18 protein-coding genes are annotated in these 22,388 nt (G+C 40.3%); 8 read left to right on the top strand and 10 right to left on the bottom strand.

The annotated features are described in order from the left end of the window. Positions 1-22: 22 nt before the first annotated feature. The 3 genes from MKZ02_RS03105 to MKZ02_RS03095 form a co-directional block, all read right to left on the bottom strand. Positions 23-2,569, bottom strand: a complete 2,547-nt coding sequence (locus tag MKZ02_RS03105; protein WP_340851801.1) for a bifunctional diguanylate cyclase/phosphodiesterase — start codon at positions 2,567-2,569, stop codon at positions 23-25. A 64-nt stretch (positions 2,570-2,633) separates the two neighbouring features. Further along, on the bottom strand, positions 2,634-3,314 hold the full coding sequence (locus tag MKZ02_RS03100; RefSeq protein ID WP_340851800.1) for an SDR family oxidoreductase: 681 nt from the start codon (positions 3,312-3,314) through the stop codon (positions 2,634-2,636). Positions 3,315-3,326: 12 nt separating this feature from the next. Further along, on the bottom strand, positions 3,327-4,604 hold the full coding sequence (locus MKZ02_RS03095) for a site-specific DNA-methyltransferase (protein ID WP_340851799.1): 1,278 nt from the start codon (positions 4,602-4,604) through the stop codon (positions 3,327-3,329). A 268-nt stretch (positions 4,605-4,872) separates the two neighbouring features. On the opposite strand from MKZ02_RS03095, the gene MKZ02_RS03090 reads away from it, so the two are divergent. The 3 genes from MKZ02_RS03090 to MKZ02_RS03080 all read left to right on the top strand — a co-directional run bounded on the left by MKZ02_RS03090 (position 4,873) and on the right by MKZ02_RS03080 (position 8,938). Next, positions 4,873-6,612 carry a sensor histidine kinase gene (locus MKZ02_RS03090; protein ID WP_340851798.1) on the top strand — a complete coding sequence of 580 codons (1,740 nt, stop codon included), beginning with the start codon at positions 4,873-4,875 and terminating at the stop codon, positions 6,610-6,612. Further along, positions 6,613-7,344, top strand: coding sequence for a LytR/AlgR family response regulator transcription factor (locus MKZ02_RS03085; protein WP_340851797.1), 732 nt, complete (start codon positions 6,613-6,615; stop codon positions 7,342-7,344). Between the two features lie 142 nt (positions 7,345-7,486). Next, positions 7,487-8,938: a carbon starvation CstA family protein gene (locus MKZ02_RS03080; RefSeq protein ID WP_340851795.1), complete on the top strand. Its 1,452-nt coding sequence runs from the start codon at positions 7,487-7,489 to the stop codon at positions 8,936-8,938. Positions 8,939-9,088: 150 nt separating this feature from the next. On the opposite strand, the gene MKZ02_RS03075 is transcribed toward MKZ02_RS03080, so the two are convergent. Next, on the bottom strand, positions 9,089-10,252 hold the full coding sequence (locus MKZ02_RS03075) for an alpha-hydroxy-acid oxidizing protein (protein ID WP_340851794.1): 1,164 nt from the start codon (positions 10,250-10,252) through the stop codon (positions 9,089-9,091). Positions 10,253-10,568: 316 nt separating this feature from the next. Between MKZ02_RS03075 and MKZ02_RS03070 the strand changes: the two genes are divergently transcribed. After that, positions 10,569-11,168: an undecaprenyl-diphosphatase gene (locus tag MKZ02_RS03070; RefSeq protein WP_340851793.1), complete on the top strand. Its 600-nt coding sequence runs from the start codon at positions 10,569-10,571 to the stop codon at positions 11,166-11,168. Positions 11,169-11,272: 104 nt separating this feature from the next. Here the strand turns inward: MKZ02_RS03070 and MKZ02_RS03065 are convergent, their stop codons facing one another. The 3 genes from MKZ02_RS03065 to MKZ02_RS03055 all read right to left on the bottom strand — a co-directional run bounded on the left by MKZ02_RS03065 (position 11,273) and on the right by MKZ02_RS03055 (position 15,129). Then, positions 11,273-12,700, bottom strand: coding sequence for a sigma-54 interaction domain-containing protein (locus MKZ02_RS03065; protein ID WP_340851791.1), 1,428 nt, complete (start codon positions 12,698-12,700; stop codon positions 11,273-11,275). Between the two features lie 156 nt (positions 12,701-12,856). Next, entirely contained in the window at positions 12,857-13,642 is a 786-nt protein-coding gene (locus MKZ02_RS03060) for a 3-hydroxybutyrate dehydrogenase (RefSeq protein WP_120035643.1), read from the bottom strand. A 47-nt stretch (positions 13,643-13,689) separates the two neighbouring features. Further along, positions 13,690-15,129, bottom strand: coding sequence for a GntP family permease (locus MKZ02_RS03055; RefSeq protein ID WP_340851790.1), 1,440 nt, complete (start codon positions 15,127-15,129; stop codon positions 13,690-13,692). A 631-nt stretch (positions 15,130-15,760) separates the two neighbouring features. On the opposite strand from MKZ02_RS03055, the gene rluF reads away from it, so the two are divergent. Beyond that, a complete protein-coding gene (gene rluF, locus MKZ02_RS03050; protein ID WP_120035647.1) occupies positions 15,761-16,468 on the top strand; it encodes a 23S rRNA pseudouridine(2604) synthase RluF in 708 nt (235 codons plus the stop codon). A gap of 170 nt (positions 16,469-16,638) precedes the next feature. On the opposite strand, the gene MKZ02_RS03045 is transcribed toward rluF, so the two are convergent. After that, positions 16,639-17,394 carry an SDR family oxidoreductase gene (locus MKZ02_RS03045; RefSeq protein WP_340851789.1) on the bottom strand — a complete coding sequence of 252 codons (756 nt, stop codon included), beginning with the start codon at positions 17,392-17,394 and terminating at the stop codon, positions 16,639-16,641. 326 nt (positions 17,395-17,720) lie between these two features. Between MKZ02_RS03045 and MKZ02_RS03040 the strand changes: the two genes are divergently transcribed. Further along, a complete protein-coding gene (locus tag MKZ02_RS03040; protein WP_120035651.1) occupies positions 17,721-17,930 on the top strand; it encodes a hypothetical protein in 210 nt (69 codons plus the stop codon). A 3-nt stretch (positions 17,931-17,933) separates the two neighbouring features. Here the strand turns inward: MKZ02_RS03040 and MKZ02_RS03035 are convergent, their stop codons facing one another. Next, the gene (locus MKZ02_RS03035) at positions 17,934-18,707 is read right to left on the bottom strand and encodes a CPBP family intramembrane glutamic endopeptidase (RefSeq protein ID WP_340851787.1); all 774 of its coding nucleotides are present in this window, start codon (positions 18,705-18,707) and stop codon (positions 17,934-17,936) included. 763 nt (positions 18,708-19,470) lie between these two features. Between MKZ02_RS03035 and MKZ02_RS03030 the strand changes: the two genes are divergently transcribed. Further along, entirely contained in the window at positions 19,471-20,988 is a 1,518-nt protein-coding gene (locus MKZ02_RS03030; protein ID WP_340851786.1) for a CoA-acylating methylmalonate-semialdehyde dehydrogenase, read from the top strand. 191 nt (positions 20,989-21,179) lie between these two features. Here MKZ02_RS03030 and MKZ02_RS03025 read toward each other — a convergent pair whose 3' ends face one another. Beyond that, positions 21,180-21,767 (bottom strand): NAD(P)H-dependent oxidoreductase, encoded by a 588-nt coding sequence (locus MKZ02_RS03025; protein ID WP_340851785.1) that lies wholly within the window; start codon positions 21,765-21,767, stop codon positions 21,180-21,182. Positions 21,768-21,888: 121 nt separating this feature from the next. On the opposite strand from MKZ02_RS03025, the gene MKZ02_RS03020 reads away from it, so the two are divergent. Next, positions 21,889-22,317 carry a MarR family winged helix-turn-helix transcriptional regulator gene (locus tag MKZ02_RS03020; RefSeq protein ID WP_340851784.1) on the top strand — a complete coding sequence of 143 codons (429 nt, stop codon included), beginning with the start codon at positions 21,889-21,891 and terminating at the stop codon, positions 22,315-22,317. Positions 22,318-22,388 lie beyond the last annotated feature (71 nt).

Raw genomic sequence — 22,388 nt, 5'->3', positions numbered from 1 at the left:
AACAATGCCAGCTATATTACTATTATATCCTTTTATTCACCTTAGTTAGTGCCGCTTTCTGTATCTCAACAAATGTTTTGTTAAACTCTTCCACTGATAAAGGTTTGCTAAATAAATAACCTTGTACTTCATTACATTTTTGCTGTTGAAGGAAATAAAGCTGTTTGTCTGTTTCCACGCCTTCAGCAATCACACTAACTTTTAAATTACGAGCCATTGCAATAATGGTAGCAATGATTTTATTATCATCAGAATCATCTTCGATGTCTCGAACAAATGACTTATCAATCTTTAGAGTATGGAAGGGGAACTTTTTAAGATAACTTAATGAAGAATACCCAGTTCCAAAATCGTCAATCGCAATTTTAACGCCTAAGTCTTTTAGAGCGTTCAGCTTAGCAATTACATAATCTTCGTTATACATTGCTATCGTTTCTGTAATTTCTAATTCTAGATATTGCGGTTTGAGACCCGTTTCCTCCAATACTTTGCTTACTTGCTCTACTAAGCTTGCTTGCTGGAATTGCCGCGGAGAAAGATTAATAGATATAGTCATGTGTGGAAATCCAGAATTTTGCCATTTCCGAATTTGCTTACAGGCAGTCTGTAGAACCCACTCGCCAATCGCCACAATCAGGCCGGTTTCCTCAGCTAATGGAATAAACTCCTCTGGGGAAATCACTCCCAATTGTGGATGGCGCCAGCGAATTAAGGCTTCACTTCCAGTAATAACTCCAGTATTTATATCGACCTTAGGCTGGTAAAATAAAGTAAATTCGTCATGCTCCAATGCTTGACGCATACCTTTTTCCAGAATCGCTCTTCTCTGAATCCAGTCATTCATGCCGGATGTATAGAATTGGTGATTATTTCTACCTTGTTCTTTGGCACGATACATAGCTATATCCGCATTTTTAATTACATCTTCGATATTGTCCCCATCTTCCGGAAACATGCTTATTCCTATGCTTGATGTGATAAACAATTCGTTTCCTTCATATAAAAAAGGCTTTTCCAGTGCTTTTAAAATCGTTTGTGCCATGCTATTCGCCGCTTCACTGCTAGTATTGGGTAAAAGTAAAATAAATTCATCTCCCCCAATGCGTGACATCATTTCACCTTCTCTAAGAAAAGGCAAGATACGATTAGTGACAGCTTTCAAAATTACATCTCCTGCCGAATGGCCCAGCAAATCATTGATAAATTTGAACCTGTCCAAGTCAAGAAATAAGAATGCCATCGGGCTCTTTTCATTTATTTCTGCTAACTCTAATGCGGTCTTATTAAATAAACGCGAATTAGGAAGCCCCGTCAAAAAATCATAGTAAGCATGGTACTGTATTTCTTTATTTTTTTCTTTCAGCTCATCGGTATAATCTAGCAGGTTTAATGACATAACATTCACTTGATTGGCAAGTGATCCTAATTCATCACGGCGTTCAATCAATACCTGCTCCCCGAAATTCCCCTTAGCGATTTCATTTACCTTTAATAAAATTTGATTAATAGGCCTAACAATATATCTAGCTAAGAAATAACTAATAACAAAGACGAGAATTAAAACAGCAATAGAAATCATTAAGTTGTTTAACAACTGTTTATTTAATACGCTTTGGATCACTTTGTAATCTGTCACTATCCCAATAACATAAGGATCTTCAGAAGAAACAGGAACAAAGCTTTTAAACACTTTTTTACCGTTCACCGTGCTCTGAAAACTAACGAGCTTGCCCGTTCTCATCGCTTCTCTTACAGCTTTAATATCAGCTTTTTTGTCCTTATACTGGTACTTACCAAATTGAATATCCTTATTTGCCAGTTCTATAAATCTCTTTCCATTCTGCTCTGTATAGACAGGCGGAGATCCGAAAGTTTTCGGATTAAAACCGGTAATATTTAACAGCATATCATTATCGCTTAATGTTTTCCTTACAATGGCATTGGGACCAATGCGCTTCTCAAAGTCTGTAATCCGCTTGTCACGCATATAGGGGCTGATTATATAATCGGTCGTGCCGTCATAATAATATCCCCATTTATCCACATGATCAGGGTTAGAGGCAGAAACATTTACAGGACCTGACCAGTAGTTTGGAAGTTTTTGCCCTTGGGCAATCGTAACATTTTTATTGTTGAATAGCTGTTGGAAGGCAGTATACCAATATCCCCATTCTTTCGTACTTAAGTTTCTCTCGTGGGGGTCAGAAGATTTTACTCCCACAATGTCTCCCTTCTCCTTAACAAGCAGGGTAATATGGGAAACATCCAGCTTTTTGCTAAGCTCAACGAGCTGTTCATTCGTCACATTATTTATATGAGGATCTAGTGCGTTCTCTGCCGCAATAGCTGCTGCACGGAGTTTTTCCCCTATTTCACTTTCCAGGGACTCCACCCCAAATTGTGAATGATTAATGGCTATACTAATTTCATTCACTAAGAGCTCTGTCTGTTTTTCCTGATCTTTTATTAACAGATCTCTCGTATAGTAGTAAGATAAGATATTATTTAAAATTAGTATGGCTGTTACTATCGTAGCAAAGATGAATGATAGTTTTTTCCTTAAAGACAAACTATCTCCCCCAATTCGAGCTGTTTATCTATAGATTTTTATTCTGTTAGCTGCCTTTAGCGTCCTATAATACGCCCTTGGGCGGAGTTAAGGTAATTTCGTCCATCCGAATGTGAAGAGGAGTCGCAGCCACAAATGAGACGACGCGCGCAACATCATTCACGTCCAACATATCTTCAGATGAAAACCCTTCGGCCTCTTTCCAAATATCCGTATACGTAGCGCCTAACTGAATATTTGTTGTAAAAATATTGTATGGATACCATTCTTCCGCTAACACGCTTCCCAAGCCACTCATCGCTTGCTTTGAAGCTGCGTACACAGAATTCATCGGAAGGCTTCTTTTAGTTGCAATGGAACTTATATTAACGATGCGCCCTCCTTCTTCTTTCAGTAACGGAAAAGCCTGTTGAATACAATGGAACACACCAAAAACATTCGTTTGAAAAACAGCCTCCCATTCTTTAGCTGCAAACTCCTCAAACGCTTTAAAATAACCAATGCCTGCATTGTTAACCAATACATCTATCGCTTTGTGTCGCTCACCGATACGTTGGAAAACCTCTTGAACTTCTTTCTCGTCCATAATATTCATCTGCAAAGGGATCAAATTTTCTATATGATTGTCTACATTCTTCTCGCGGGTTGTGGCATATGTGACAAACCCCTGCTTGGCGAGCTCTAAACTAATAGCCTTGCCAATTCCCTTTAAACCGCCTATAACAATAGCTACTTTCTCTCTCATATTGCACCTCTTTCATTTGGTAACTTTATATACATAGCCAAAAATGTCCGTTAACACATCATATTCGCTATGTTCTTTTATACTATCAATCCAATTATTAGCGATTTTCAAATGGGCGTTATGAGCCCGTTGCTGCAACATCGGAAAATCGATAACGTAACGATCACCTTCAATCTCTCCATGTATAAGATGATACAAGATCCAACTTAATGGATTGTCGACAGCTAGCTGATAGCCCTCTTCTGTTAATGAAGGGACTGGTCTTGAAATGGCAGTGCAAACCTCACTTTTTATGCCGTCAGGAGTTATAGAAGGCATAATCAATTGAAATGTAACATTTTGATTTTCAAGTACATCTATTTCGGAGGTATACTCATAAGCATAAACGGTAACAGGCATATCGCCTATTTCAGCCTTTAGCCCTTGGTATTCATTTAAAGAAAAGGGGATTTTTGTTTTCTTTCTATACTCTGTTCCACAAAGATAAGCTCTATTAAAATCTTCAATGAGCTGGTGTACGGTGACATCCTTCCCTAACGAGCTTATTCTGCTCGCTGTAGTTTGTATAGCTAGTCGGGAATTGTCACTTGCCAGCCATCTCCTGTTCATCTTCTCTGCTGTAAATGACAGGGTGCCGCTCCCACAATAAAAATCACCGACTAAAGCTCCTTCCTCTGTTGTCATTTGCAAAATCCGTTCCATCAATTTTTCCGGTTTTTGTGTAGCGTAGGACGTATCTTCCTGTCCCAGGTATTCATACTTCCCGACATCATCCCAAACAGAAGAATAGGTGATTCCCTTCTTTTTAAAATGATTTTCCGTTTTGGCATAAAAAAATAGAGATTCATGATTTAAACCAAATTGGGAATGTTTATAGACAGCGTCATCAGCAAATTTCCAAATAACCTCTCCAAGAAAATGGTTCGCTCCAAATATTTCATCTAAAATGACTTTTAGATAATGCCCTTCTTTTTGCGATGTATGAAAAACAAGGATTCCTTTTTCATTTAACAATTCCCTGGCAGCTTCTATTCTTTTCCGATAATCAGACCGATAAATATCTGATCGATAAAAATTTCTAATAGTATTGGCTTCGTTCCAAGGATCAACAATATGCTCATTTAATGTTCGGCTAAATACGGAGAAAACCCATCCAGAATTAAACGGGCCATCAAAATAAATCATATCGAACGCTTCCCGGTATTCTTGATTCATCAATCCTTGCATAATATATAGATTGTCACCGTAAAACAGACTGTTTTCTTTCATTGCTTCTGGCTCGAATTTCATAATATCCTCACCTTCTTTTCTCTGTACCTCTGCGATATTGTAACTCATTCCTAATAAGGAAACGAGATGAATTAATACTATTAATTGTACTTTTTTTAATGAATGGTAGATACTCTTTTTATTTTTCCCTTAATATACATGGTGCCTAAACTTGAGTGTAACATTACTTCTATCTAACTAAAAAGCTGTTAGCCCTGTTTAAAATACTGATATAATAAAATAGTTACAGAAAATTCAGACGTGTATACGTAGAAAAAGGGGTCATTCTATGTTGGAGCTATTTATTACGATGATAGAACGACTTGGCATTATTGTAACCATTGCTTTCATTTTAACACGGTTTAAGTTTTTCAGGGACATGGTCTATCAGGAGCGGCTTGATGGCCCGCAACAGCTGACTGCCATTATATTTTTTGGTTTTTTCGGGATTATCGGTACATATACTGGATTAAGCCTCAGCACAGAAAGTCTGCAATTCAATCGTTGGGTTTCTGGCCTAACCACTGATGAAGCCCTTGCTAACTCGCGGGTGATTGGTGTTGTGCTAGGCGGGCTTCTCGGAGGTTATAGAGTCGGCATTGGAGCAGGCCTTATTTCCGGAATCCATCGGTTTACTTTAGGAGGATTTACAGCTGTTTCCTGTGGAGTGGCTTCCATTATTGCTGGCGTGCTTTCCGGATTGTTTCATAGAAAAAACCGGCATGTCAGCCTCTCATCTGCCCTTTTCATTGGTGCCTTGGCGGAAACGATCCAAATGGTCGTCATCGTGCTGATCTCCCGCCCCTTTGAACAAGCCCTGACATTGGTCAAGATCATTGGTCTGCCTATGATTTTGGCTAACGGGGTAGGCTGTGCCCTTTTTCTTTTAGTTATAAAAAATGTAATTAATGAGGAAGAAAAGGCGGTTGCTGTACAAGCACAAAAAACTTTGCGCATTGCCGACCAAACCCTTGCTTATTTGCGAGAGGGGCTCAACGTCCATTCTGCCCAAGCTGTCTGCTGCATTATCCATAATGAAATAAAAACTAGCGCGGTGGCTATAACCAATTTAACAGAAATTCTTGCACATGTCGGGCTGGGCCAAGACCATCACCGCCCCCATAGCCCCATTCAAACCGGTGTTACTCTTGATACTCTCAAGAATGGGAAGGTAATTGTCGCAGGCCAGCATTCGATTTATTGCCAAGTAGAAAATTGCCCGCTCCGTGCTGTTGTTGTCGCTCCATTAAAACAACGAGGTGAAACGATTGGGACGTTGAAGTTTTACTTCAGCTCAGAAAAAGAGATTTCTAACGTCATCATCGAGCTTATTACTGGTCTCAGCACAATGATTAGCAATGAACTGGAGGTCGCTGCAGCAGAACAAGCCTATCAACTCGCTAAAGAAACAGAAATCAAAGTGCTTCAAGCTCAAATAAGTCCTCACTTTCTATTTAACACATTAAACACGATTGTTTCACTCGTCCGTCTTGATCCTTCTAAAGCAAGAAAGCTGCTCATCTCCCTATCACATTATTTGCGGCAAAACATGTCTGCAACGACAAAAAGCATGACAACACTTGAACAGGAATTAAAGCATGTAAAGGCCTATCTACTAATTGAAAAAGCTCGGTTCATTAATAAACTTGAAGTGATCTACGATATTGATGAAAAGGCGCTTTTGCAGAACATTCCCCCTCTTACATTGCAGCCCATCGTTGAAAATTCAATTAAACATGGGTTCAAGGACAAAGAAAGCAACTGCATAGTGAAAATTACTGTTAAAAGAAAAAGCAGCTCTACTTATATAAAAATACAGGACAACGGGCAAGGAATGAGCAAGGAACGTTCAGAACAGATTGGTAAAGCACTTATTGATTCAAAGGAAGGAAGCGGTCTTGCGATTTATAACGTGAATCGCAGACTAACAATGATGTTTGGAGATCAGACAATGCTTGAAATAAACAGTAAACCTGAAGAAGGCACAGAAATCACCTTTTCTATTCCATACATGGAGGAAGCGAATTAAATGGATCTATCTATTAAAACCGTCATTGCAGACGATGAATTATACAGCCGTGATGAGCTGAAGCATCTGTTACAGGCCTTTCCCTCCATTCGTATTATTGGTGAAGCTGAATCTGGAGAAGCTGCCGTCATGAAGGCACTTCATCTGCAACCGGATATTATATTTTTAGATGTCGAAATGCCACGGATGAATGGAATGGAAGCAGCTAAAGCGTTAATGGAATTAAAAAAGCCTCCCTTAATTGTTTTTGCGACTGCTTATCCGCAATTTGCGGCTGAAGCATTCCGATACGAGGCAGTTGACTACTTATTGAAGCCCTATGACGAAGATCAATTGAAGGAAACCATTGAACGCATCGAAAAAAAGATCCTCTCTGTCACAGAGGCTGAAGCAAGCAAACCAGCAGGCAAACTGGCGGTTGAATCAAATGGGGAAATTTTTTATTTGGAGCCTAAAGAGATTCTTTACACATTTAGAGATGATAAATTAACTAAAATTATTACGAAAACCGGTGAGTTTGATACAAAAATTCCGCTGAAGGATTTGGAAAACCGGCTTCATACTTTTCACTTTTTCCGAATCCATAAGAGCTATCTTGTTAATTTAGAGTACATCACCCGCCTTACTCCCTGGTTTAATGGCGCTTACCAGCTGCAGGTGGAAGGAAGAGAGGAAAGGCTGTCAGTTAGTCGAAATTATGTAAAAGGGTTAAGAAGACGGTTGGAAATTTAATTTATCTGTTGCATCTTATTCTCGCTTTTTTGCATGATAATCTGAATTTTCAGCTTTTTGTCCCTGAAAACCTCTTTTCCTCCTTGCTGTTTATTATACTTATTATGTAAACGCATTCACTTATTGAATAGGGGGGAGAAACATGTACACATTTTTAGCAGGAATTGCCCTTTTAATCATTGGTTACTTTACGTATGGCAAATTTATTGAGAATATTTTCGGAGTAAAAGAAGAGCGGGCGACACCCGCTTATGTCAATAATGACGGAGTGGACTACGTACCGATGAGTACATCGAAAAACTCCTTAATCCAATTGTTGAACATTGCCGGCACAGGACCGATCTTTGGGCCTATTATGGGGGCGCTTTATGGGCCAGTTGCTTTTATTTGGATCGTGGTTGGCTGTATTTTTGCAGGCGCTGTTCATGACTATTTAACGGGCATGATTTCCATCCGTAACCGCGGCGCCCACTTGCCTGAACTAGCAAGTAAATTTTTAGGAAAAGTAATGAAACACATAGTCAATGCCTTTGCTGTTCTTCTTCTCTTATTAGTAGGAACTGTATTTGTGTCGACGCCGGCCAGCTTGCTCCATGTTTTAATGAATGGCAAAGTCGCCTTAAGCATTCTTATCGCTGCTATCTTTATTTATTATATTTTAGCTACATTGCTCCCGGTAGATAAAATTATCGGTCGTCTTTATCCGTATTTTGGTGCCCTCCTAGTGATTAGTGCTCTTGGAGTAGGCATCGCTTTAATCTTTACAGGGGCACCAATCCCAGAACTTTCTTTAACTAACTTCCATCCTGATCATGCACCGGTATTTCCATTGTTGTTCTTTACGATTACTTGCGGCGCACTTTCAGGATTTCACGCTACCCAAACACCCATTATTTCACGCACAACTCAAAATGAAAAGCAGAGCCGAAAAATCTTCTACGGCATGATGATTGCGGAAGGAATTATCGCTATGATTTGGGCGGCGGCGGCAATGAGCTTATTCGACGGTTATGGCGGTTTAAACGAAGTGCTTGCCGCAGGTGGTCCGGGAGCAGTGGTCAGCGAAGTGTCAACCTCCATGCTCGGTGCCGTCGGCGGAACACTGGCTGTGCTTGGTGTCGTTGTTTTACCAATTACTTCCGGAGATACAGCTTTTCGGAGTGCTCGCATGATCATCGCTGAATATTTGAATATTGCCCAAAAGAAATTTTCGAGCCGCTTATGGATTGCTCTGCCGTTATTCGTTATTTCTGTCTTGCTTACACAGATCGACTTTAATATCTTGTGGAGATATTTTAGCTGGGCGAATCAGTCCACGGCAGTCATTGCCTTGTTTGTTGGCGCTATGTATTTATATATTGCCCGAAAAAACTACTGGGTTTCGCTCATACCGGGAACCTTTATGCTTGTCATGGTTCTCGCTTACATCTTAAATGCACCAATTGGTTTTGGCTTATCCATGACAACCTCCTGGATCGGCAGTACTATTGGCACTATTATACTTGTTGCCCTGTTCTTTCACGCCGCTAAAAAAGCACGCGCAAACGACCTGCCAATTGAAGAGGATGTGTCCGACTGGAATAGTGTAGCCTAATAGCCTCCCCTAAAACATTATCAGACGATAAATAGAAGGAGAAATACTTCTCCTTCTTGGGTGCAGCCATTATTTCGTTAGCCTTATGACGGGCCTTTGAAACATCTTTAAGTGCACGCTCATGCGTGTACTTTTATTTTTCTTCTGATTCTATCGATAAGCATCTGTTACGAGAAAACGATCCACTTCTTTAATTGAATTTCGCCCTGAAATAGCCAGTTGCAATTCCGTCTCTGCAATAAAATTTTCAATAACTTCTCTTACCCCTGTTTCCCCAGCTACTCCTAAAGCATAAGCGTAAGGCCGACCGATCAGTACAGCCGAGGCTCCGAGAGCCATTGCCTTGATCACGTCCGCTCCTCTCCTTACTCCGCTGTCCAGTAAAACAGGGATTTTCTGTTCAATCGCTTCGCATATGGAAGGTAAAACATCCAGCGTTGCCACCGCTCCGTCCAATTGTCGCCCTCCGTGATTAGATACGATAATACCGGCCGCGCCATGTTCTAGCGCAAGCAAGGCATCATCCGGATGAGTTACTCCTTTGAGCAAAACCGGCAATGACGTTTGCTGGCAAATGTACTCCAGCTCTTTCCACGTAAATGCCGTGTTATTTCCCTCGTCCAGCGCCTTTCGACTCGCTGCTTTTACATTTTTTTCTGGCGGCTCTTCCAGTTTTGAGCGAAACACAGGATCAGAGAAGTAATTTCCCATCCCTTCTCCTGAAAGAAAAGGCAAGTAGGCATTATGAAGATCTTTTTCCCGCCAACCGAGCAAAATGGAATCAATCGTTACTACTATTGCTGAATAGCCGGCATCTTCGGCTCTTTTTAGAAAACTATTTGTTAGGTCATGGTCTTTAGGAGGATACAACTGAAACCACCGTAAAGCACCTCCCATTGCTTCCGCCACTTCTTCCATTGACTTTGTCGAAACATTGCTGAGAATATAAGGAACTCCTAATTGAGCTGCTGCTTTTGCAGGAGCCAGCTCAGCTTCCGGATGCAAGATAGAATTTACTCCAATGGGTGCAAGAAAAATCGGCACAGGAATGGATTGATCAAACAATTTGATCGTTAAATCCCGCTTGCTGACATCACGGCAGATCCTTGGTCGGAGCTGGTACTTCTGAAAGGCCTCCAAATTGGCACGCATAGTATCTCCCGCTCCTGCCCCGCCATTTACATAATCAAAGGGACCGGCTGCAAGCGTCTTTTTTGCCTTCTCTTCCCATTCTTTTATAGACACTGGCAAAAGTTTGGCGCCCTCGTCTCCACTCTGATAAAACTTCATCTGTATATCTTCACAGTTCCTCATGCCACCACTCCCAAGTAAAGTTACTTTTTAAAAATATACATTTATTATCGAATAAAAGTTAAAGATCAAATTCCTCCTGTATTATTGCCAAAAACCTTTAACTATATTGGTGTAAAAGTACGATCGCGAGGAGCAATTATGGAAAGATAACAAAAAGAGCAGAGAGAAGATCCGAAAAGCCAGCAGATAGATAGTTAGAATAGTGGCAAGCGATCAATCTTACGAAAATGTAATATTTATGTAAGCAAAACCAATTTTTCTCCTCGAACAAATTACATATACTCTTTTTAGATTCGTTATGAGGAGGGACATATCAGTGAATTTTTTCCAACTAAACGTTGATTTGTTTAGATTTATTAATGATCTCGGAAAGCATTTCACCTATTTAAATCCATCTATGACTTTCATCGCTGAATATACAGTCTTTATCTTAGCCTTAAGCGTCATTCTTTTTTGGTTTACGAGAACGGAGGACAATAGAATGATGATTATCTGTGGGGCCTTCACTTTGGCCGTAGCTGAGGTATTCGGAAAGATTGCTGGAAAACTCCATTCAAACCACCAGCCATTTGCTGAGCTGGAAAATGTAAATAAGCTGTTAGGACACGCAGTAGATAACTCTTTTCCAAGTGATCATACCATATTATTCTTTTCGTTTTGTATGACCTTTTATTTATTTAAAAAGAGGGGGAGGTTGTTATGGATTTTATTGGCTACCCTCGTTGGCCTCTCGCGTATTTGGGTGGGTGTTCATTACCCGGCAGATGTCATTACAGGAGCACTTCTTAGTATCTTCACGGCTCTCATTGTTTGTCAGGTAGTACCTAAGTTGAGCGTCATGAGAAAGCTGTTAGCCATTTACGAGAAAGGTGAACAAGTTATCCTTCCTGCAAAAAATAATTCGAGAGAATATTAATAAGCTCATGTCAGCACTGTGCTTTGCACAAACGCACAGAAGGCAGTCATGAGCTGCTACACTTGAACAGTCATCCATACCGGCAGGTTTTATTTTAGATAACCTTATTTAATATCATATAATCTGCATTTATCGTAAAAGCTGGTTTTACTGATTTCTAATAGCTTGGCTGCTTTTATTTTATTTCCTTTTGCAGCAGTTAAAGCCTGTTGAATGGCTTGTTTTTCAACAACAGCTAGTGTTTCTTTTAACGGTAATACTGACATAGATGCAGAAATACTTGCTGGGTCAGGGTCACACTGTATATTGATTTCCGTTTCCTCTGCTCCTCCAGCTTCCTGGTCGCGCAAATATAGGGGCAGATGAACCAATTGAATCACCTTGCCATCCAGCACATTGATTGAACGCTCCAGCACATTTTCCAATTCACGGATGTTTCCCGGCCAGGAATGCTGCCTTAACTTCAATGCCACCTCTTGTGATAATTCAATGCCACTGCGGTAAAATTTTTTCTCTAGCTTCTTCAGTAAAAATCGGGAGATAGGAAGCACGTCTTCCTTTCTTTGTCTCAATGGAGGAATTTCGATTTTGATGACATTTAAGCGGTAGTATAAATCCTGGCGGAACTCCCCTTCCTTCACCATCTTTTCTAAATCGCGGTGGGTCGCTGCAATGATCCGCACGTCCACAGAAATGGATTTTTGGCCGCCTACCCGGTGAATCTCTTTTTCCTGAAGCACTCTTAATAATTTACTTTGCATAGAGAGAGGCATATCCCCGATTTCATCCAAGAAAAGCGTACCTTCATTGGCCATTTCAAACTGCCCCTTCTTTCCGCCTTTTTTGGCTCCTGTAAAAGCTCCATCCTCATAGCCAAACAGCTCGGACTCCAGCAGATGTTCCGGGATAGAGGAGCAATTAATGGCAACGAAAGGACCGGACGCGCGCATGCTGTTATGGTGAATGGCGTGGGCAAACAATTCCTTTCCCGTGCCTGATTCACCGATCAGTAAGACCGAGGAGTTGCTACCTGAGATTCTTTGAGCAAGATTTTTGACCGACAGAAAAGCAGGGCTGTCTCCAATTAAATCATTAAAGTTATACCTACTTTGCAAATCTCGCTGGGCTCTTGCTTGATAATACTTCAACTCTTCCACGAGATTTTGGATTTTTGTTTTGTACATCTGCCACTCTTCTGGATTGCGAAACATGACACTGCCTACAGCGCCGACAATTTCTCCATTCTCAAACAGAGGAAACCGGTTAGCAATCATTTCGCTGCCATTAATTGATTGAAGGGCAGCCAGTTCGGTTTGTCCCGTTTGGGCAACGATATGCATGCGTGAGTTTTCAATTATGTCCTGTACCGGACGATTGACTGCTTCTTCTACCGTCGTCCCAATAAATTCGCAGTATCCCTCATTGATATAGAGAATTATGCCGTTGCGATCGACAACAACCACTCTTTCTGCCAATAAGTTAATGATTTGCTCATACCAGCTGTCAGGAATTTTTTCAAAAGCCCGTTTCATTCCACATCCCTCCTTTTTATATTCGTGCATTTATTATAACAAAGATTAACCCATAAATTTCCTTATGAGAAATGGATCAACGGCAAATAAGAGAACCCCATTCTAACGAATGGGGTTCTCTTTAATATCTAGTCTGCTTTTCGAGAAGAGAAAGCTTTATTGGGCTGTGTAGCCGCCATCCAGCACGACTGCTTGCCCTGTCACCCCCCTCGCTTTGTCGCTTGCTAAAAAGACCGCATAATCAGCGATTTCTGCTACCGTTAACAGCCGTTTTTGCGGGACAAGCGGTAGTAAAACTTCCTCAATCGCACGGTCCAAACTGACATTTCTTGTTTCTGCCAAGTCGCCTAATTGCCCTCTGACTAATGGTGTATCCACGTAGCCGGGGCATAAAGCATTGACAGTGACTCCATATGCCGCACCTTCTAAGGCTGCTACCTTCGTTAGACCAATGACTCCATGCTTGGCGCTATTATATGCTGCTTTTCCAGCGAAGCCAATAATGCCGTTTACAGAAGCCATATTGATGATCCTGCCGAAGCCCTGTTCCTTCATGGCCGGGAATACGTGTTTTATTCCAATGAACGGAGCCGTTAACATCACTTTTATTAGCTGCTCAAATTTCTCTGTAGGAAACTCTTCGATGGGAGCAACATATTGAAGCCCTGCATTGTTAACTAAGATATCTATTTTTCCGAAAGTTTGCTGTGCTGATCGAAGACTATTTTTATAAGCTTCCTCATTAGTGACATCACATGGAGCGGCCAATCCCGTGAACCCTTGTTCTTTTAATTCTGAAACCACCTGTTTACTTTTTTCTGCATTTAAATCTGAAATAACGATATTGGCTCCTTCTTCAGCAAATGTCCTGGCAATCTCTAAGCCAATCCCGCTGGCCGATCCTGTAATAAACGCTGTTTTTCCGGCTAATGCTTTGTTCATACTTCTATTGCCTCCTTAAATTTAGACACTTTAGTTATCAAACGAACTTAAATAATCCCCAAAAATGTATAAAGCGCGATCACAACGAATACAGCTAATGTCTTAATGACTGTAATGGCAAATATGTCTCGATACGATTGCTTGTGTGTTAATCCAGTCACAGCAAGCAGCGTGATGACAGCCCCGTTATGAGGAAGAGTATCCATGCCGCCAGAAGCCATAGCTACTACCCTATGCATCACTTCAGGAGGGATATTAGCCGCTGCAATTGCCTGGTTGTACTTATCTGCCATCGCTCCCAATGCAATCCCCATACCGCCAGAGGCCGATCCGGTCATACCGGCAAGTGTCGTCGTCGTCACTGCTCCATTTACAAGCGGGTTGGTGAATGTACTAGAAATCCCATCACTTATTTTTGCAAATCCCGGAAGCACGGCGATAATTCCCCCAAATCCATATTCCGCCCCGGTATTCATAGTCGCCAGCAGTGAACCGCCGATTGCTGTGTTTACGCCTTCTTTAAATCCCTGTGTAACACGTTTCCAATCGTACGCTATTGATGAGACAATACCCACTAACAAGGCCATAATAATCGCCCAAACAGGTGCAACGGCGGCGACATCTACTGAATAATCCTTTAAGCCAATGGCAGAAAAGTCAAAACCATTGGGGTACCATTTTGGTATATACGTAATAAACAGCTTATTAGTGATCCCAACAAGAAGAAGCGGAATAAAAGCAAGAACCTGTCTGGCTACTGATTGTTGTGAAGCCAGATTAGAGGGCTCAACGCCCGTCTCTTTTGCCTTGGCACTTTCCACAGCAGCTGCTTCTTCTGATTCAAAGCCGTAATAGCCTTCACCGGCCTTTTCAGCTTTCTTTCTCCTCATTTCCAGATAAAACAAGCCTGCAGCTAAAACAAGAATCCCCCCAATAATCCCGAGTGTTGGCGCTGCATAAATATTTGTTTTGAAAAACGAAATAGGAATGACATTTTGAATCTGCGGCGTTCCTGGCAGGGCATCCATCGTAAAGGTAAACGCACCGAGAGCAATTGTTCCTGGAATGAGCCTTTTTGGAATATCTGCCTGCCGGAACATTTGGGCCGCGAATGGATAAATGGCAAACACGGCCACGAATAAACTAACGCCGCTATACGTTAAAATTGCTCCTAATAACACGATCGTCAACATAGCCCGTCTGGCCCCGAGCCAACGTACAATCGTCTTGGCGATAGATTCCGCGATTCCGGACATTTCTACGACTTTCCCAAAAATAGCCCCTAATAGAAAAACAGCAAAATAGGATTTAATAAAACCGACCATCTTTTCCATAAATACACCTGAAAAGAACGGCAAAACATGCAGCGGTGCAATTAACAGGACAGCGAGAAGCGCGCATATGGGCGCAAACAAAATAACTGAGTAACCTCGATAAGCAAAAAAGATTAAGAGCCCGAGCGACAATAAAATAACTATCAAATCCATGCAAATCCCCCCGTATCGTTTGATCAATCATAAAGGCCCCTCTTAGTAAGCGTTTACAATAAAGGCTAGCCTTTATTTTGTTACTCCTTCTGCCCTCAGTCACACAGGCAAACGACCCTGCTATGTTGTTTGACTGCCATGAAACAGGATGATTTTCATTTCTCTCTCGTCTTCAAATTGCAATTATCATACCAATTAAAGAAGATTCAAGAATCTCCCTCTAGCAAAAGGAAGGCTTTTATAAAAATGAAAGATCCGTTCCGAAAACACGGAAATTTCCTGTTTTGCGGAATCTATTCCCTTTAAAAATCCGGAAAAACGGAAAATGCCATTCATCTTATGGGCTCAAGCTATTCCCATTGACCCCTTTCAGGACAAATAAAATTTTCTCTGCTTTCTCGTTCTTTTTTCAAATAAGGGTGTTTAGATCACAAAAATTGATGCACTCTAAGTTAGAACTTCAAAAATAGAGGAATAGATTAAGGAAAGCTGTAAAATGTGTATCTCTTCAGCTATATGACACCGCATTCCGCTTGGGCATTATTACGAAGCAGCTGAAAAATTCTTGAAAACACACGGGTTAGTAAGTTATTCTTAAGCATACAATTCTTACTTAAGGCTGTGATTAACGTTGCGTATTAATAAATTCATTAGCGAGTCAGGAAAAACATCCAGAAGAGGAGCAGATAAATTAATTAGTGAAGGAAAAGTAACCATCAATGGAAAGTTGGCCGAAGTAGGAAGCCAGGTAGAACCCGGCGATGACGTCCGAATTAATGGAGAATCTGTTCAAATAGAGAAAAACCATGTGTACATTGCATTAAATAAACCAGTTGGCATCACAAGTACAACAGAAAAGCATGTAAAAGGAAACATTGTTGACTTCGTCAATCATCCTTTGCGAATTTTCCATATTGGACGGCTTGATAAAGACTCAGATGGCCTCATTCTCCTTACAAATGACGGTGACATTGTAAATGAAATTTTGCGTGCTGAAAATAATCACGAGAAAGAATATATCGTCACTGTAGACAAGCCAATCACCTCCGAATTCTTAAAGAAAATGGCTAGTGGTGTGGAAATTTTAGATACAAAAACACTTCCTTGTGAAGTCATCCAAACCTCAAAGTATGAGTTTCACATCATATTAAAACAAGGCTTAAACCGGCAAATCCGCCGCATGTGCGCGGCACTCGGGTATAAAGTGTTAAGGCTCCAGCGCATTCGGATTATGAACATTCACCTAGGCAGCCTGCCTATTGGGCAATGGAGAGATTTGACGAAAAAAGAACGCACCCAGCTATTCAAAGACCTGGACTATGAGCCGAAACAGTGGTAAATGAAAAAGCCAAATGAGTGATCACTCATTTGGCTTCTTTTTCTGTAAAGAGATAATAAAGTTAGTTAATTTTGAGAGTAAATATAGGAGCCTTGCTACATTTTATTGTGTAGCAAGGCTCCTTAAAGTTGTTTAATTCTAACTCAACTGACGCCTCCGTTAGTTCTAGCCTACCCGCGAACAAATCCACCCTCTGAATGTATGATTTGTCCAGTTATCCATTCAGCCTCATCACTTGCAAGAAAAGCAATAACCCGTGCCACGTCATCTGGTGTACCAATACGGCCCATTGGAAATCTAGGTAAAAGAAAATTTCTTATTTCATCCGTCATCCATGTAGAATCTGTTGGACCTGGATTTACAGCATTAACAGTGATTCCTAATGGTGCAAGTTCTTGTGATAACGACCTAGTAAAGGCAGAAATAGCCCCTTTAGTTGCTACATAGGCTAACTCCCCGGGCATAGGAGCTAAATCCTGCCCTGATGTCATATTTATTATTCTTCCCGATTCTAAATTAGATTTTTTAAAACGACGAGCAAACTCCACACAAAGAAGAAAGTTTGACCTCATATTAACCGCATAATGATCATCAAGTGATTTAGCATCTAACGATAAATAATCATTACTTGTGGAATGAGCTGCATTATTAATTAAGATTGAAGGATACCCTAATTTAGCCAAAATTTCCTCATATATGGTAAAGGCAACATTTGCATCTAATAAATCAATTTTCATTGACCCGCAACGGACACCCATTCGTAAAATTTCTTGCTGAAATTTTTCTATCCATACCTTATCAGAATTCCAGTGAGTAAAGAAAATATTTATCCCCTGTGAGGCTAACTTACGACAAATAGCTGTACCAATCTCTCCTTGACTGCTCGCTCCTGTAACTAGTGCAATTTTTTTTTGAATATGACTCATTATTTTAACCCCCAGATTATAGGGATAATATGCTATGGGTAATAGAGATGTCGATTCTCATAAAAACAAAAGCAGACCCCATAATAGTATCTGCCTAGTCAATGGATATTTTATAACTCCACACCATGTATCCCCCGAATGATTATCATTCAAATAACTAGACACACGCCTCCCCTTAAATGGGTATAAAGTTAAAGCTGTCTATTTATGATTATTCATCACAGAGTTTGCCACATGTAGAATCTTAATTCCCCTTTCCATACATCTCTAAGCTTATCTTACTTATTAGACTGAAAAAAACAACAATTTATTAGAGGAACTTGTGTATGTACTATACTCGCATTCAACTATTCCGCCCCGTTAGTCCAATAAAAATTAACAACTTTATTGTCAATCCCTCCGTCGATCTTCACGGAGAAGAAAAAGAAGTACAAGCTGTTGCCGGCAGGTTGGATTCTGTTGGCATTACAAAACAAACTAGGCTGCTCACTCATGAAGAAGGAGAACGTTTTATAGTCCTCTTCCTTTTTCTTTAATGGTTAAGCATGGACCGTTACATTGTCTCCCTTTTTCCAATAGTAAAGGAACACAACTAAAAAGAGCAAAGAAGTGGTTGCTAACAGGATCGTATTATTAAGCAGCGGGTTGATTTTGCCTTCGGTAATCATCAATAATCCGCCTCCAGATTTACCGTTCAGCCCATAGAGAAGTCCATAAGAAACGTTTAACCCAAAGTGGATACCTGTATCCGCCCATACCGATCCTGATTGATAAAAAGAGTAAGTCAAAGAGCAACCCAATATAAGGGAAAAAACAAAGTTTAAAAAGGTAACATCCCCATTCCAAAAGTCATCCAGCGCATAAAGGGTAATGCTAATGATGGCAATGAAAAAGGGCGGCAGTTTACCAGCGAGTGAATGAATGACAAATCCCCTTGTGATTAGGTCATTAATGATCGACCCAAGAAAAAAACCAACGATCATTTGAACCAACATCCACCAGGCATTGAACCCTGTTTGAACTCCTCTAATCTCAAATTTCCCAAGCTGCCAATAGGTGACGTACATAAGAGACCAACAACCAAATCCTATAAGGAAACTAACAGCAAAATGCTTCTTCCAATGATTGGAGCGCAATAAACCTATTCCTTCTAGGCCTGGAAGCCCATTTAATTTTCCTATGTATGAAGCAAACGGAAAAAATAATAAAATGCCAAATAATTGTATGAAAGTGTTAGTGACAAAGTGTGTCACCCCATTGAAATAAATGGATAACGCTAAAAAACTTCCTATGCCTATAATTGCTTTCTTCATCGGTTCTCCCCTGATAAATTAATTTCGTAAGATCACCTATTCTAGATCAAAATTACCATAAATTCATGAGAAAAGTAATATTTTCCTTAAAAAATAAAAAAGCAACTGATGCTTATTACTCCAAATCTAACAAATTGTATAAAATTTTTATATTATTAATAACAATCTGTCTATTGTTTAGCAATGTTTTTAATTATATAGTTTATATAATTATTTTATTACTAAGTCTCTTTACACTTCATTATCGATCTTCTCTGCGGGCAGTCCGTGAGCCTCCTCGTTGCGTGCGCTTCTGCTTGTTCTCACCAGGACTCGCTTTTCCCGCTAGACTCATCATCTTTCGCTACAATCAACTAGTGAAAAAACAACATTCATCTTTAGCCAAGCCAATTACTCAGCAATTTTTTCCTCATCATCTCTCTAAATGGGAATCCATGCTAAAAACTTGCTTCAATCATTAGAAGGAATCTTATGTCTTTAAATGATCGGAGCAGTCAAAGAGCGATAGCTTATGTTTAAGATTCGCCCTTCTAAAAAGCTAACCTTGTCCTTCTATCTCCATACCCTGTTATAACTGGTATGTATAGGCGGATAGAAAGTACTAAATCTATGCCACCAGCCCAGATGACCACTCTTTATAGGCATATCTCTTTAAACATCTACTTATCCAATTTTTTATCATTTGTAAACAGCTGCATGTATAGACTAATAAATGAAAGCTTTCATATAAAAAATAATGAATAAGGTGGAGGAGATAGAGAAGATGGAAAGATTAGTCGAGGTACAAAAGATCACTCATTTTATCGGTGGAGAAATGAAGCCAGGGACGAGCAAGCGTTTCGGCAAAGTGTACAAGCCTTCAACAGGTGAGGTAATGGCTCTATGTCCATATGCTTCAACAGAGGAAGTAAATGCAACAGTAGAAATAGCTAAAAAAGCTTTTGGTGCCTGGAAAAAAACGCCTGTTGCTCAAAGGGTAGAAGTCATTCACCGCTTCAGAAGCCTGCTAGTTGAGAAGACTGATGAACTAGCAAACTTAATTGGCCTGGAGAGCGGTAAAACCCTTTCTGATGCTAAAGGTGAAATCAGCAGGGGCATTGAATCGGTTGATCTAGCTATTAATGCTCCCCATCTTTTGAAAGGCGAATACTCCGTTAATGTAGGCGGAGAAATTAATGCTTATTCGATGAAGCAACCACTTGGTGTAGTCGCTGCTATTTCGCCATTTAATTTTCCCTTCATGGTTCCGGTTGCCATGTCGACAATGGCTGTAGCGTGCGGAAATGCCGTTATTTTAAAACCTTCCGAAAAAGTACCCAATTCGGCGTTATTCTTCTCGGAGCTCTGGAAACAGGCGGGTCTGCCGGATGGTGTATGGAATGTCATTAACGGGGATAAAGAAGCGGTAGATGCTTTGCTGAAACATCCTGATGTTCCGGCCATCTCTTTTGTAGGGTCTACGAAGATTGCCCAATATATTTACGAGGAAGGATGCCGGAATCATAAAAGAGTAGCGGCCTTCGGTGGTGGAAAAAATCATATGATTATTATGCCTGATGCTGATTTAGACCTCGCTGTTAACTCCTTCCTCGGAGCAGCATACGGAGCTGCTTCCCAGCGCTGCATGGCTATCTCTGCAGCGGTGCCCGTAGGAGAAAAAACAGCGGAAGCCTTCGTAGCCAAGTTAAAAAGTCGAGTGGAAGAATTGAAGGTTGGTGCCTATAACGATGAGAACGCCGACTTTGGTGCTCTTATTTCACAAGAATCAAAGGAAACAGTGACAAGATTTATAGAACAGAGCATTCAAGAGGGTGCCCACTTATGCGTAGACGGACGGAATCCCAAAGTTGAGAATGCACAAGGCTTCTTTCTTGGAGCCACTTTGCTCGATCATGTAACTCCTAATATGGAAATCTATCGTGAAGAAGTATTTGGTCCAGCGCGGATCGTCGTTCGTGTCGATACGTTGGACGAAGCGATTGAACTAATTAATAATCACGAATATGGAAATGGCGTAACGATATTTACAAATAACGGATATGCAGGCCGAAAGTTCGCGGAACAAATTGAAGTCGGCATGGTCGGCATCAATGTACCGATTCCAATTCCGGTCGGTTACCACAATTTTGGCGGATGGAAGCGTTCAAAGTTTGGCGAAGGCCATATGTTTGGGCCGGACACGGCACGCTTCTTTACAAAATCAAAAACAATCTCCGAGAGATGGCCGGAAAACCAGGTTTATAGCGACCAGGTAGACTTTGACTTCCCTAGCAATCGGTAAAATAATTCCTATCCTTCCAATCCATAAAAGATAGCCCTCAACAATAAATGAAGTCCGGCAAAGAACAATAGTTTTTGCCGGATTTTTTCGCTGTCGTCTCACTAAGCTCCCAAAACAAGAAAGTAGGCTCGCTGACTGTAAATATCTCTTCCTTAATCATCTTCATTGCTGTGAATCACTTAAGAGTTTTTTCAAGCATTCACGCTTTTAAAATAGCGATATACTTTCTCCAGCTTTTTTGCTTGTTTTCCTTTTGGGCTTTCCATATTGCCAAATTCAAAAAACTTCACTTTTTTAATACCTACAAAGCGAAATAAAGCTCTTTTCATTAAGATCTTATGCGAATTGTTTAACCAGAAAAGAGGATATTTTGCAGGCCCCTTCATGGTGGATACACATACAACTGATTTTCCTTTTAATAACCCTTTCGGGAAAAGTCCCTTCTTGTCTCTGTAAGCAAAGTTCGCAGCAAATAATTGATCTATATATCCCAACAGCATAGCCGGTGGTCTTCCCCACCAAATGGGATAGATAAAAACAATCTTGTCAGCCCAGGTAATTTGTTGTCTATATTTTTCAATCTGAGGATCACGATACATATCGCGTCTCCGCTTATCTTTATTAAATACTAGAAGAGGATTAAATTGCTCTTCATATAAATCAAGAACTTGCAATTCGTTTATGAAAAAATTTTCATGGCTCCCTTGGATTACTTTTTGTAAAAAGGCATGACATAAACTTTCATTATTGGGATGTGCATAAATAACTAGTGTTTTCATAAAGCACCTCATTTAGTTATCATTTGATAATAATTATCATATGACGATTCGTATTTTGTTGTCAAATGATAATTGTGTATTGATAATAAATTTGTTATCTTGTCAATAAGAGGTGAAAACTATGGACAAAAAAGCTCTTTTTTTTAAATGTGTGTCCTTCACAGCTTCGGTTCATCGTGTGACGCATGAATTAACAAAAAACGCTAAATCCGATTCTATTACACCTGTTCAATATACGATCCTTGAACATATAACCGTTAATCAGCCGGTTACTCCCAGTGAAATGAGTGAATGCATGCATGTATCCATGCCAAATATGAGCCGTGAATTAAAAAAATTAAGCGAAAAAAACTTAATTGAGAGGTTAACCGATCCTAAAGATCGACGAAAACAATATGTACGTCTCTCTAAAAAGGGAGAAACTATGATGGATGATGCCTTTTCACTTATAGAATCCAACTTCTTAAGCCGTGTACAGCATGCTTCGAAGGAAGATTTAGAGGATATTGACCGCGCCCTCGATGTCCTTCAAACAAAGCTCTTTTATTAATAAAGCAATGACGCAAAAAACACCCTCAATTGAAGGTGTTTTTTTACCGTATATTCCTACTGCATTCTAGT

Source organism: Pseudobacillus sp. FSL P4-0506 (genome assembly GCF_038003025.1).
Lineage (GTDB): Bacteria > Bacillota > Bacilli > Bacillales > Domibacillaceae > Pseudobacillus.
The sequence above is the reverse complement of the archived record's forward strand: the minus strand, read 5'-3'. Positions and strand labels throughout refer to the sequence as shown.